Origin of the sequence: Streptomyces sp. NBC_00223 (assembly GCF_036199905.1) — a bacterium.
In the GTDB taxonomy this organism is placed as follows: domain Bacteria; phylum Actinomycetota; class Actinomycetes; order Streptomycetales; family Streptomycetaceae; genus Actinacidiphila.
Genome location: NZ_CP108109.1, coordinates 6,275,283 through 6,287,580 on the forward strand (window position 1 = coordinate 6,275,283; position 12,298 = coordinate 6,287,580).

The following is a 12,298-nucleotide window of genomic DNA, read 5'->3' on the forward strand; positions in this document are numbered from 1 at the left end:
GCGCGCCGCCCCGGATGCTGGCGATCGCCGGTTCCGACTCCGGCGGCGGCGCCGGCGTCCAGGCCGACCTCAAGACGGCGTTCGCCCTCGGAGTGCACGGCATGAGCGTCGTCACGGCGGTCACCGCGCAGAACTCCCGCGGGGTGCACGGCTCCTGGGAGCTGCCGCCGGAGGCCGTACGCGCCCAGTTCCGTGCCGTCGTGGACGACATCGGGGTGGAGGCCGTCAAGACCGGCATGCTCTCCTCCGCCGCGATCGCCGCCACCGTCGCCGAACTCGTCACCGGTCTCGGCGTACCCGTCGTCGTGGACCCGGTCGGCGTCTCCAAGCACGGGGACACCCTGCTGCACGCGGCGGCGCTGGACGTCGTACGGTCCCGGCTGCTGCCCGCGGCGACCGTGGTCACACCGAACCTGGACGAGGTCACGCAGCTGACCGGGATGGTCGTCCATGACGAGGAGGGGATGCGGGCGGCCGGGGCGGCGCTGCTGGCCCTCGGGCCCCGGTGGGCGCTCATCAAGGGCGGGCACCTGGCGGATTCGGCCTCCCCGGAAGCGGTCGACCTGCTCACGGACGGCCGCGCCGAGCACTGGTACCGCGCCCCGCGGATCGCCAACCGCCACACCCACGGCACGGGCTGCACCCTGGCGAGCGCGGTGGCCTCGTACCTCGCGCTGGGGGAGGACATGCCGACGGCGGTGGGCCGGGCGAAGGAGTACGTGAGCGGTGCCATCGCGGCTGGCTTCCCGCTGGGCGGGGGGACCGGGCCGGTGGACCACGGGTGGCGTACGCGGGGGTGAAGTGGGCCGGTCTTCGGCTCTTTTGGCGGCCGGGCCTGCCGAAGGCTTGGGGAACGCGGCAAAACCGGCCCACCCGGAGGTGGACCGGCTTCGAGTAGCCGCTAAGGCCGCGCCGCTACGACGTACGTATGACGCGTCGACGCGAGACCGGGGTCAGCTCCGCGTGAGCGGAGAGACGGTCAGCGCGTGACCTTGCCGGCCTTGATGCACGAGGTGCAGACATTGAGCCGCTTCGGCGTCTTCCCGACGACCGCACGCACGCGCTGGATGTTGGGGTTCCAACGACGCGGGGTACGGCGGTGCGAGTGGGAGATGCTGTTGCCGAAGCCCGGCCCCTTGCCGCAGACGTCGCAGTTAGCAGCCACGGGTCACTCCAAAGACTTCAGATGCATTTACGATGAAAAGCCCGAGAGAGCCCCGGGCAACCGGAGCAGCATACAACGCCTGCTCCCGTACAACGAAACTACCATGGTCCGGGAGCCCTCCCGTCCGGCCCCGCCCCCACGTACCCCCGCGGCCATGGCCCTAAGCTCACCAGAAGCAGCCCCTTGGTTTCCGGTGTTCCGCAGGAGGACGTGTTGCCGCCCACGCTCGACGCTTCCGCGGTGCGCGCCTGGTGCCGGCTCTCCCTGCGGGCGCTGGGGCGGGCCCGCGAGGAGATCGACGCGATCAATGTCTATCCGGTCGCGGACGGGGACACCGGGACGAACCTCTATCTGACGGTCGAGTCCGCCGCCCAGTCGGTCGAGGCGGTCTTCGACGGCCACGGCGCGGCCGGGGCCGCGGACTCCCGGCCCACCTTCGCCGAGGCGTTCGGGGCGATGTCGCACGGCGCTCTCATCGGGGCGCGGGGCAACTCGGGCACGATCCTGGCGCAGTTGCTGCGGGGGATGAACTCCGGGCTCGGCGGGGAGGGTTGCCCGGCGGACTCCCCGGGGGGCCCGTCCCCGGCCACCGGTACGGCCACCCCCGACGACCTGCGGCGGGCCCTGCGGGTCGCCGCCGCCTCGGCGTACGCGGCCGTCGCGCGGCCGGTCGAGGGCACGATGCTCACCGTCGCCACGGGTGCGGCGGACGCCGCCGAGGCCGCGGCCGGCGGGCTCGCCGAGGTCGTGCGCGCGGCGCACTCCGGCGCGCTGGCCGCGCTGGCGGCCACGCCGGGGCAACTGGGCGCGCTGCGGCGGGCCGGTGTGGTCGACGCCGGCGGGCTCGGTCTGGTCGCCGTCCTCGGCGCGCTCTGCGAGGCGGTTACCGGGCAGGCGCCCCCGGCGCAGACCGCCGGGTCCGGTACGTCCTTCCGTCATGTCCACGCCGCCGCCGACCAGGCCGGTGCGGCCTTCGCGGAGGCCGACCTCTGCGCGGCCGACGGGCCGCCGGCCGGCGACGGGCCCGGCTTCGAGGTGATCTACCTGCTGGAGGCCGCCGACCCGGCCGTCCGTGCGCTGCGGGCGCGGCTGGACGCCCTCGGCGACTCACTGGTGGTCGTCGGCGGCGACGGGCTGTGGAACGTGCACGTCCACACCGACGACGTGGGCGCCGTGATCGAGGCGGGGATCGAGGCCGGGCGGCCGTACCGGATCAGGGTCACGCACTTCGGCGACCAGACCCGGCAGCACCCGCGCGGGGAGCCCGCCCTGCGGGCGGTGGTCGCCGTCGTCCACGGCGACGGGCTCGCCGCGCTGTGCGCGCAGGCGGGGGCGACCGTGGTCGCCGTACGGCCGGGGGAGCAGCCCGCCAGCGGCGAGATCGCGGCCGCGATCCGTACGGCGCACGCGCGGGAGGTCGTGCTGCTGCCCAACGACACGGAGCTGCGGCACGCCGCCGCGGCCGCGGCCGAGCAGGCCCGGGGCGACGGGGTGCGGGTCGCGCTCATCCCGACCCGCTCGGCGGTCCAGGGGCTGGCCGCCCTCGCCGTCCACGAACCGACCCGGCGCTTCGACGAGGACGTGGTCGCGATGACGGCGGCGGCCGGCGCCACCCGGTACGCCGAACTGGCCGTCGCCGAGCACCGGTCGTGGACCATGGCGGGGGTCTGCCAGGCCGGCGACGTGCTCGGCCTGATCGACGGCGACGTGGCGGTGATCGGCGCGGACGTCGCCGGGACGGCCACGACCGTCCTCGACCGCATGCTGGCCGCCGGCGGCGAGCTGGTCACCCTCGTCCTCGGCGCCACGGCCCCGCCCGACCTCGCCGCCCGCGTCGAGTCCCACGTCCGCGACGGCCACATGGCCGTCGACACGGTCGTCTACCATGGCGGCCAGGACCCCTCCCCCCTCCTCATCGGCGTCGAATAACCCACGGCCCACCCCCGGGGAGGCCACGCACTCCCGCCGCAACGCGTTCCAACCAACCGCCGCCGCACGCGGCTCCGGCACCGGGCGCCCGTCCCACCTGCACGGAAGCTGGGCGCCGCCCAGCAGGCTGCGTGCTGCCCGCGCGACGCGGGCCGGCCGGCAGACGGTCGCTCACCGCCCGTGCGAGCCGCGCGACACCGCTCGCCTGCCGCGCTGCCGGCGAGGGTCCCGGTGCGGGCGGCCGTCGAGTTCCGGTGCGGCAGCGTGTGGGTTTCGCCGCGCCTGCGTGGTACCCGCCGGGGAGCCGTGTGCTGATGGCGAGCCGACCGATCGCGGTTCGCCTGGCAGGCGGCGGCTCGCCGCTTGCGTGTTCGCGGCGTCGGCGGCTTCGGCCGCCGCGAGTGCGGGTGCCGGGTCGGGTCGGGGCGCGCGGCGCCCCCGACCCCCCGTCGGGGCACCGCGCCCGCGCGTATCCGCGGGGGAATGTCGGAGGGGTGGGGGAGGATGAGGGGGATGGCTTCCCATGACGTGTCCAATCCCCTGGACGAACCCCTGCGCGACCTCGTCGGCGACCGCACCGCGAAAGTGCTCGAAGAGCACCTCGGCCTGCGCACCACGGGCGACCTGCTGCACCACTACCCCCGGCGGTACGCCGAACGCGGGGAGCTGACCCGCCTCGCCGACCTCCCGGTCGACGAGTACGTGACCGTCGTCGCGCAGATCGCGAAAGCGGACAAGAGGACGTACGGCGGCGGCTCCGGCGTACGTCTTGAGGTCGTGGTGACCGACGGCAGCGGCTCACTGACCCTCGTGTTCTTCAGCAAGGCCGCCCACGCGCACGCCCACCGGCTGATCCCGGGCCGCCGGGGAATGTTCTCCGGCAAAGTCTCCGTCTTCAACCGCACCCGCCAACTCGCCCACCCCGACTACCAGTTGCTGGACGCGGACGACGGCGAGCAGGCGAAGGAGGCCGTGGACGCCTTCGCCAACCGGCTGATCCCGCTCTATCCCGCCTGCAAGCAGATCACCTCGTGGAAGATCGCCCAGGCCGTGGACACCGCGCTCAACTCCCTCGGCGCCACGCAGTGGCAGGGCGTCGGCGAGCCGCTGCCCGAAGCGCTGCGCGCAAGCCGGGACCTGCGCCCGCTGCCCGAAGCGCTGGAGAAGATCCACCGGCCGCGTACGAAGGCCGACATCGACGCGGCCAGACAGCGCCTGAAGTGGGACGAGGCCTTCGTCCTGCAGGTCGCCCTCGCCCGCCGCAGGGCCGCGGACTCCGCGCTGCCCGCCGTCCCGAGGGTCCCCGGCCCGGACGGGCTGCTCGCCGCCTTTGACGCGAAGCTGCCCTTCACACTCACCGAGGGCCAGCGCGCGGTCTCCGCCGAGGTCTTCGCCGACCTGGCCACCGACCACCCGATGCACCGCCTGCTCCAGGGCGAGGTCGGCTCGGGCAAGACACTGGTCGCGCTGCGGGCGATGCTCGGCGTCGTGGACGCGGGCGGCCAGGCCGCAATGCTCGCGCCCACCGAGGTGCTGGCCCAGCAGCACCACCGCTCGATCACCGAGATGATGGGCGAGCTGGCCGAGTCCGCCGGCATGCTCGGCGGCACGGACCTCGGTACGAAGGTCGTACTGCTCACCGGCTCGATGGGCACCCCCGCCCGCCGCCAGGCGCTGCTCGACCTGGTCACGGGCGAGGCCGGGATCGTGATCGGCACACACGCGCTGATCGAGGACAAGGTGAAGTTCCACGACCTGGGCCTGGTCGTCGTCGACGAGCAGCACCGCTTCGGCGTGGAGCAGCGCGACGCCCTGCGGGCCAAGGCGGAACGGCCGCCGCACCTGCTGGTGATGACCGCCACCCCGATCCCGCGGACCGTGGCCATGACGGTCTTCGGCGACCTGGAGACCTCCGTGCTCGACCAGCTGCCCGCCGGGCGCTCGCCGATCGCCACCCATGTCGTACCGGCCGCCGACAAGCCGCACTTCCTGGCCAGGGCCTGGGAGCGGGTGCGCGAGGAGGCCGAGGCCGGGCACCAGGCGTACGTGGTGTGCCCGCGGATCGGCGACGAGGAGGAACCGAAGGGCGGGGGCAAGAGCCCGAAGAAGCAGCAGAAACAGGACCCCGACGACGCCGAGCGCAGGCCCGCGCTGGCCGTCCTGGACATCGCCGAGCAGCTCGCGGCGGGCCCGCTCGGCGGCCTGCGGGTGGAGGTGCTGCACGGCAGGATGGCCCCCGACGCCAAGGACGACGTGATGCGCCGCTTCGCCGCGGGCCAGGCGGACGTCCTGGTCGCGACCACCGTCATCGAGGTGGGCGTCAACGTGCCCAACGCCACCGCGATGGTGATCATGGACGCCGACCGTTTCGGTGTCTCGCAGCTCCACCAGCTGCGCGGCCGGGTCGGCCGCGGCTCCGCCCCCGGGCTGTGCCTGCTGGTCTCCGAGGCCCCCGAGGCGAGCCCGGCCCGCACCCGGCTCGACGCGGTCGCCCGCACCCTCGACGGCTTCGAGCTCTCCCGGATCGACCTCGAACAGCGCCGTGAGGGCGATGTGCTCGGCCAGGCCCAGTCCGGCCACCGCTCCTCGCTGCGGGTGCTGACCGTCATCGACGACGAGGAGGTCATCGCGGCCGCCCGCGACGAGGCCACCGCGCTGGTGACGGCCGACCCCGAGCTGACCGCGCACCCTGATCTGCGCAGCGCGCTGGAGAGCCTGCTGGACGCGGACCGCGAGGAGTACCTGGAGAAGGGATGAGCGCCGGTCAGGGGTAGGGTCGGCGATGTGATCGGTTCATGACCCGCGTGATCGCCGGCGCCGCCGGAGGGCGGCGCCTCGCCGTGCCGCCGGGCACAGGCACCCGCCCGACCTCGGACCGGGCCAGGGAGGCGCTCTTCTCCACCTGGCAGTCGCTGCGCGGCACCCTCGAAGGGGCGCGGGTGCTCGACCTGTACGCGGGCTCGGGCGCGGTGGGCCTTGAGGCGCTGTCCCGCGGCGCCGCCCATGTCCTGCTGGTGGAGGCCGACCCGGGGGCCCTGCGCGTCGTCCGCGAGAACACCGCCTCGCTGCGCCTGCCGGGCGCCGAGGTGCGGGCCGGGCGCGCCGAGAAGACCGTCGCGGGACCCGCGCCCGGGCAGCCGTACGACGTGGTCTTCCTCGACCCGCCCTACGACGTCGGCGACGACGAACTGCGGGAGATCCTGCTCACACTCCTGGCCAATGACTGGCTGAGCGGAGAAGCGCTGGTCACCGTAGAGCGCAGGACCCGAGGCGGCGAATTCGGCTGGCCCGGGGGGTTCGAGGGCCTGCGGTCCCGACGGTACGGCGAGGCGACCTTTTGGTACGGTCGCGCCGCCGAGGTCACCGCCGGGTCATGAGCCCGGCCGAGCCCGGCACCCGCCCCAGCCGCAGCACCCGCAGTACCCGTAACGCCCGTACGGAGAGCGAGGAACCCCTCTTGCGCCGCGCAGTCTGTCCCGGGTCCTTCGACCCCGTCACCAACGGCCATCTCGACATCATCGCCCGCGCCTCGCGGCTGTACGACACCGTCTACATCGCCGTGATGATCAACCAGTCCAAGAAGGGCCTGTTCGACATCGAGGAGCGGATCGACCTGATCGAGCAGGTCACCGCCGACCTCGGCAACGTACGGGTGGAGTCCTTCCACGGCCTGCTGGTCGACTTCTGCAAGCAGCGCGAGATCCCGGCCATCGTCAAGGGCCTGCGCGCCGTCAGCGACTTCGACTACGAACTGCAGATGGCCCAGATGAACATCGGGCTGTCCGGGGTGGAGACCCTGTTCGTCCCCACCAATCCCGCTTACAGCTTTCTGTCCTCCAGCCTGGTCAAGGAAGTCGCCCAATGGGGAGGCGACATCTCCCACTTGGTGCCGCCGCAGGTTCTCGACGCGCTCAACGCGAGGCTCCGGCCGCAGTAGGCTTCCGCCGTGGACGTCCAGAAGAAGCTCGATGAGATCGCGGCCGTCGTCGCCAACGCCCGATCCATGCCGATGTCGGCCTCCTGCGTGCTGAACAGGGCCGAGCTGCTGTCGATGCTCGACGAGGTGTCGGCCGCGCTCCCCGGTTCCCTCTCGCAGGCCCAGGAGTTGCTCGGGGACCGTGAGCAGATGGTCCAGCAGGCCCGCGGCGAGGCCCAGCGGATCATCGAGTCGGCGCACGCCGAACGCGGTTCGCTGGTCTCCGACACCCAGATCGCCCGGCAGTCGCAGGACGAGGCCGAGCGGATCATCGCCGAGGCCCGCCGTGAGGCCGAGGAGATCCGCGCCGAGGCCGACGACTACGTCGACAGCAAGCTCGCCAACTTCGAGGTGGTCCTCACCAAGACCATCGGCTCGGTCGACCGGGGCCGCGAGAAACTGCTCGGCCGCGACCCGTACGGCAACGAGCAGGGCTACTCCGAGGACGACCCGGAAGCCCCCGAGCGCAGCAGCGACCCCGAGACGCTGCGCCGCCGCGCGGACGAGTACGTGGACGCCAAGATGGGCGCCTTCGAGGCCGTGCTCACCAAGACCCTCGAAGCCGTCGGCCGCGGCCGGCTCAAGCTCACCGGGCACAACCCGATCGACGACCTGGCCGCGCAGATCGCCGCGGCGGACGCCGCCGACGGCGTGGACGGGCACCAGCGGCAGAGCGACGCCGAGTACATGGCCGGCCTCGCCGCCCCCGAGCGCGCCGAGCCCGCCGACCTCTCGCAGTACGGCTACGACACCCCGGTCCAGGCTCCCGTCCCGGTCCAGCAGCCCGACCCGGCGTACGGCTACCAGGAGACGTACCAGCAGCAGGGCGGCTACGAGGGCGACGGTTACGCCCAGCCCCAGCAGCAGGAGTACGTCCAGCAGGCCGGCTACGCCGACCCCTACGTCCAGCAGGGCTACCCGCAGGACCAGGGCTACGACTACCAGCAGCAGGGGTACGAGCAGCAGCAGTACGCACCGCAGATCCCGTACCAGCAGCAGGGCGAGCAGCCCCTGCCGCAGCAGGGGTACGCGCAGCCCGCGGCGCTCGACGAGACCAGCTTCTTCGACACCGGGATGATCGACCTCAACCGGCTGCGGGAGCTGGAACAGGGTCTGTGACGGGGGCCGCCCAAAGCGAGCGGGGTCCCGCGGAACCCGCTCTGTTTGGGCGGGGGCCGCACGTCCAGTATCCTGTCATCTCCAGCCGTGTGAATCGCCGGCGCTTTGGCCTGCCCGCCCGCAAGGGACCAGGGGCCGGTCGTACCGATGAAAGCAGGAAGCCCTGAACACCCGCCTCGACCACCGTGCCCCGCTCGTGTTCGACACGCATGAGCTGGGTCGTCGTCCTGGTGCGATGAAGAAGGTCTCCCGCTCGGTGCCGGCGCCCGGACACCTCGGGATCGAGGTCATCGGGGTGCCGGACGGCGCGACCGTCGAGCTGGACCTCCGCCTGGAGTCGGTCATGGAGGGCGTGCTGGTCACCGGCACCGCCCGCGCGCCGCTCACGGGGGAGTGCGTAAGGTGTCTGGAGCCGATCGAGCGCGAGCTCGACGCGGAGTTCCAGGAGCTGTTCTCCTACCCCGACGCCGACACCCGGACCGCCCGCAGGGACGAAGCCGGTGACGACGCCGAGGACGAGGACACGTTCAATCTCGAGGACGATCTTTTCGACCTCGAACCCGTGCTGCGGGACGCGGTGGTGCTCGCACTGCCGATGAAGCCGGTGTGCCAGGACGACTGCCCGGGTCTGTGCTCCCAGTGCGGAGCGCGGCTCGCCGACGACCCGGACCACCACCACGAGGTCACCGACATCCGGTGGGCGGCCTTGAAGGATCTGAATCAGAAGAGCGGTGCCGACCAGGGCACCGACGAGAACCAGGAGAAGTAGCCGTGGCTGTTCCGAAGCGGAAGATGTCGCGCAGCAACACGCGCCACCGCCGTTCGCAGTGGAAGGCTGCGCCCGTGACCCTGGTGGCCTGCGAGCGCTGCCACGAGCCGAAGCTGCAGCACATCGCGTGCCCCAGCTGCGGCACCTACAACCGTCGTCAGGTCATCGAGGTCTGATCGGCAGGTGACAGGCTCAGTGTCCTCCACGTCAGACGCGACGGCGTCACAGCAGGCCGCGACGGACAAAGCCTCGTCCCACACGCTTCTGGAAGGGCGGCTCGGGTATCACCTCGAACCCGCCCTTCTGGTGCGTGCGCTGACCCACCGCTCGTACGCGTACGAGAACGGCGGGCTGCCCACCAACGAGCGGCTGGAGTTCCTGGGGGACTCGGTGCTCGGTCTGGTGGTCACGGACACCCTCTACCGCACCCACCCCGATCTGCCCGAGGGCCAACTGGCCAAGCTGCGGGCCGCGGTGGTCAACTCGCGGGCCCTGGCCGGGGTCAGCCGCGGGCTCGACCTGGGCGCGTTCATCCGGCTCGGCCGGGGCGAAGAGGGTACCGGCGGCCGGGACAAGGCATCCATCCTCGCGGACACCCTTGAAGCGGTGATCGGGGCGGTCTATCTCGACCAGGGCCTCGACGCGGCTTCCGAGCTGGTCCACCGGCTCTTCGACCCCCTGATCGAGGAGTCCTCCAACCTCGGCGCGGGCCTGGACTGGAAGACCAGTCTCCAGGAACTCACCGCCACGGAGGGACTGGGCGTCCCCGAGTACGCGGTCACCGAGTCCGGACCCGACCACGAGAAGACCTTCAGGGCTGCCGCCCGCGTCGGTGGTGTCGAGTACGGCGCCGGCACCGGCCGCAGCAAGAAGGAAGCGGAGCAGCAGGCGGCTGAAGCCGCCTGGCGCTCCATCCGCAAGTCCGCCTCCGCGGCGAGCTGACCCCTTCGCGGGGCACGCTCTTCGCCTCAATCGCCGGCGGGGCTCAAAAAAGCCCCGCCGGCGATTGAGGCGCTTTTTCAGCCCGCCGGCGACTGAGGCAAAAGGGCGGGCGGGTGGGAAAGGAAGAACGTTGCCGGAACTCCCGGAAGTCGAAGTCGTCCGCCGCGGACTCGCCCGCTGGGCCAGCGGCCGCACCGTCGACGAGGTGACCGTCCTCCACCCCCGCGCGGTGAGGCGCCACCCCGCGGGAGCGGCCGACTTCGCCGCCACCCTCCACGGCACCGTCCTCGGCGAAGCCCACCGCAGGGGCAAGTACCTCTGGCTCCCCGTCACGGACGACCTCTCCCTCGTCGCCCACCTGGGCATGAGCGGCCAGTTCCTGATCCGCCCGGCCGACGCCCCCGCCGAACCGCACCTGCGGATCCGCCTCACCTTCGCCGACGCCGAGGGCACCGACCTCCGCTTCGTGGACCAGCGCACCTTCGGCGGTCTCTCGCTGCACGAGCCGGTGAAGGGCGACCCCGAGGCCCTGCCGATACCTCTGGCCCACATCGCCCGCGATCCGCTCGACCCCGCCTTCGACGACGACCTCTTCCATGTGTCGCTGCGCCGCAAGCGCACCACGATCAAGCGGGCCCTGCTCGACCAGACCCTGATCAGCGGGGTCGGCAACATCTACGCGGACGAGTCGCTGTGGCGCACCCGGCTGCACTACGAGCGCCCCACGGCGGGGATCACCCGCCCCCGCAGCGCCGAACTCCTCACGCACATCCGTGAGGTCATGACCGACGCCCTCGCCGCGGGCGGCACGAGTTTCGACAGCATGTACGTCAATGTGAACGGCGAGTCCGGCTGGTTCGACCGGTCGCTGGACGCGTACGGCCGGGAGGACCAGCCCTGCCGCCGCTGCGGTACGCCGATCCGGCGCCGCCCCTGGATGAACCGGTCGAGCTACTTCTGCCCGCGCTGTCAGCCGGTGCCGCGCGTCGCGTCGTAACTCCGGCGGGCCGCCAGCACGTCCGGCATCCGGCCCTCGACGAGGGCGACGAGCGCGAGCAGCCGGTCGGTGGTCTCCCGGCCGAACTCGGTGAGCCGGTACTCGACGTGCGGCGGGTTGGTCGGCCGGGCGTCCCGCAGGACCAGCCCGTCCCGCTCCAGCGCCTGGAGGGTCTGCGAGAGCATCTTCTCGCTCACACCGTCCACCCGGCGGCGCAGTTCGTTGAAGCGCAGGGTCTCCCGGGCCAGCGCGCACAGGGTCAGACTGCCCCAGCGCCCGGTGACGTGCTCCAGCGTTCTGCGGGACGGGCAGTCGCGCGCGAAGACGTCGAAGTCGTCCCTCTCGTCCTGCTCGGTGACCTGGACCATACGGACGAGATTACTCCGCCGCAGCGCTTTCGTCCGGGTCGCGCCACCCCCGAAGCCGCGCTGCGGCCCCGGCCCCCCGCGTCCGGCTCAGAAGCCGAAGTCCTGCGTCCACCAGGGGCCGCCGGTGCCGAAGTGGATGCCGACGCCGAGCGTCTTGTAGTCGCAGTTGAGGATGTTCGCCCGGTGGCCGGGGCTGTTCATCCAGGCGTCCATCACGGCCTGGGCGTCCGCCTGGCCCCGGGCGATGTTCTCGCCGCCGAGGCTGGTGACGCCGAGCGCGTCGGCCCGGTCCCAGGGGGTGCGGCCGTCGGGGTCGGTGTGGTCGAAGAAGCCGCGGGCGGCCATGTCGTCGCTGAAGTTCTGGGCGAGCGTGTCGAGCGACGCACTGGCCGTCAGCGCCTGGCAGCCGGCGGCGGCCCGCTGCTGGTTCACCAGCGCGAGGATCCGGCCCCGGGCCGAGGAGATCGCGTCGCCTGACTGGGAGGCCGAGGTGGTGGGCGCGGAGGTGCGGACCGCGCTCCTGGTCGCCACGGGCGTGGTCGGCGCGGCGGTGGTACGGGTCGGGGTGGGCGCGGCCGTCGCCGTACGGGTCGGCGTCGCGCGGGGGCTCGCCGTGGGTGTGGCCTTGCCGCTGGGGGAGCCCGAGGGGGAACCGGCCGGGGTGGTGGTCCCGCCCGAGGCCGGCGTGGTGCTCCCGCCCAGCGGCGAGGGTATGTCGCTGCCGGAGTCGGGCGCCGGACCGCCGGCCTGCGTGCCCAAGCCGTCGCCGTCCTGGTAGGACAGGCCGCCGGTCACCGTGGACAGCAGCCCGGAGGAGACGGCGACCGCGCCCACCGCCATCGCCGCGGACGACGCGAGCAGCCCCGTACGGACCGGGTGGTGCTTGCGGCGGCCGCGGTGGCTCGCCGGGCCCGGCTGCGGCGCCGCGGGCTGCGCATGACGGCCGTGACGCCCCATGTGCTGCTCCCCTTCGCTCCGGCCGTGAACCGGCCGGCCCTGAATCGAGTGCGTTCACCCGAACGGGTGAGGTTCT

13 protein-coding genes are annotated in these 12,298 nt (G+C 72.8%); 10 read left to right on the forward strand and 3 right to left on the reverse strand.

The window, feature by feature from the left end:
- The first annotated feature begins 14 nt into the window (after nt 1-14).
- Nucleotides 15-800, forward strand: a complete 786-nt coding sequence (gene thiD / locus OHA30_RS26845) for a bifunctional hydroxymethylpyrimidine kinase/phosphomethylpyrimidine kinase (RefSeq protein ID WP_328918009.1) — start codon at nt 15-17, stop codon at nt 798-800.
- 179 nt (nt 801-979) lie between these two features.
- On the opposite strand, the gene rpmB is transcribed toward thiD, so the two are convergent.
- Complete coding sequence (gene rpmB / locus OHA30_RS26850) at nt 980-1,165, reverse strand: 50S ribosomal protein L28 (protein ID WP_093737864.1); 186 nt, start codon at nt 1,163-1,165, stop codon at nt 980-982.
- Nucleotides 1,166-1,378: 213 nt separating this feature from the next.
- On the opposite strand from rpmB, the gene OHA30_RS26855 reads away from it, so the two are divergent.
- The 9 genes from OHA30_RS26855 to mutM all read left to right on the forward strand — a co-directional run bounded on the left by OHA30_RS26855 (nt 1,379) and on the right by mutM (nt 10,897).
- Nucleotides 1,379-3,094 carry a DAK2 domain-containing protein gene (locus OHA30_RS26855; protein ID WP_328916444.1) on the forward strand — a complete coding sequence of 572 codons (1,716 nt, stop codon included), beginning with the start codon at nt 1,379-1,381 and terminating at the stop codon, nt 3,092-3,094.
- A gap of 513 nt (nt 3,095-3,607) precedes the next feature.
- The gene (gene recG, locus OHA30_RS26860) at nt 3,608-5,851 is read left to right on the forward strand and encodes an ATP-dependent DNA helicase RecG (protein WP_328916445.1); all 2,244 of its coding nucleotides are present in this window, start codon (nt 3,608-3,610) and stop codon (nt 5,849-5,851) included.
- 38 nt (nt 5,852-5,889) lie between these two features.
- Nucleotides 5,890-6,471, forward strand: coding sequence for a 16S rRNA (guanine(966)-N(2))-methyltransferase RsmD (gene rsmD, locus OHA30_RS26865; RefSeq protein ID WP_328916446.1), 582 nt, complete (start codon nt 5,890-5,892; stop codon nt 6,469-6,471).
- Between the two features lie 80 nt (nt 6,472-6,551).
- Entirely contained in the window at nt 6,552-7,031 is a 480-nt protein-coding gene (coaD, locus tag OHA30_RS26870) for a pantetheine-phosphate adenylyltransferase (protein WP_328916447.1), read from the forward strand.
- 9 nt (nt 7,032-7,040) lie between these two features.
- Nucleotides 7,041-8,189 (forward strand): ATP synthase F0 subunit B, encoded by a 1,149-nt coding sequence (locus OHA30_RS26875; RefSeq protein ID WP_328916448.1) that lies wholly within the window; start codon nt 7,041-7,043, stop codon nt 8,187-8,189.
- Between the two features lie 163 nt (nt 8,190-8,352).
- Nucleotides 8,353-8,958, forward strand: a complete 606-nt coding sequence (locus OHA30_RS26880) for a YceD family protein (RefSeq protein ID WP_328918010.1) — start codon at nt 8,353-8,355, stop codon at nt 8,956-8,958.
- A gap of 2 nt (nt 8,959-8,960) precedes the next feature.
- A complete protein-coding gene (gene rpmF, locus OHA30_RS26885; protein ID WP_328916449.1) occupies nt 8,961-9,134 on the forward strand; it encodes a 50S ribosomal protein L32 in 174 nt (57 codons plus the stop codon).
- A 7-nt stretch (nt 9,135-9,141) separates the two neighbouring features.
- A complete protein-coding gene (gene rnc, locus OHA30_RS26890; protein WP_405785194.1) occupies nt 9,142-9,900 on the forward strand; it encodes a ribonuclease III in 759 nt (252 codons plus the stop codon).
- Nucleotides 9,901-10,030: 130 nt separating this feature from the next.
- The gene (gene mutM, locus OHA30_RS26895; protein WP_328916451.1) at nt 10,031-10,897 is read left to right on the forward strand and encodes a bifunctional DNA-formamidopyrimidine glycosylase/DNA-(apurinic or apyrimidinic site) lyase; all 867 of its coding nucleotides are present in this window, start codon (nt 10,031-10,033) and stop codon (nt 10,895-10,897) included.
- Here mutM and OHA30_RS26900 read toward each other — a convergent pair.
- Nucleotides 10,870-11,265, reverse strand: a complete 396-nt coding sequence (locus tag OHA30_RS26900; protein ID WP_328916452.1) for a winged helix-turn-helix transcriptional regulator — start codon at nt 11,263-11,265, stop codon at nt 10,870-10,872. The genes mutM and OHA30_RS26900 overlap by 28 nt on opposite strands.
- A gap of 87 nt (nt 11,266-11,352) precedes the next feature.
- Nucleotides 11,353-12,222 carry a CAP domain-containing protein gene (locus OHA30_RS26905; protein ID WP_328916453.1) on the reverse strand — a complete coding sequence of 290 codons (870 nt, stop codon included), beginning with the start codon at nt 12,220-12,222 and terminating at the stop codon, nt 11,353-11,355.
- Nucleotides 12,223-12,298 lie beyond the last annotated feature (76 nt).

Coding starts and splice junctions, on each gene's coding strand:
- thiD (WP_328918009.1), top strand. CDS start 15: ATGCTGGCGATCGCCGGTTCCGACTCCGGCGGCGGCGCCGGCGTCCAG.
- recG (WP_328916445.1), top strand. CDS start 3,608: ATGGCTTCCCATGACGTGTCCAATCCCCTGGACGAACCCCTGCGCGAC.
- rsmD (WP_328916446.1), top strand. CDS start 5,890: ATGACCCGCGTGATCGCCGGCGCCGCCGGAGGGCGGCGCCTCGCCGTG.
- OHA30_RS26900 (WP_328916452.1), bottom strand. CDS start 11,265: ATGGTCCAGGTCACCGAGCAGGACGAGAGGGACGACTTCGACGTCTTC.
- OHA30_RS26905 (WP_328916453.1), bottom strand. CDS start 12,222: ATGGGGCGTCACGGCCGTCATGCGCAGCCCGCGGCGCCGCAGCCGGGC.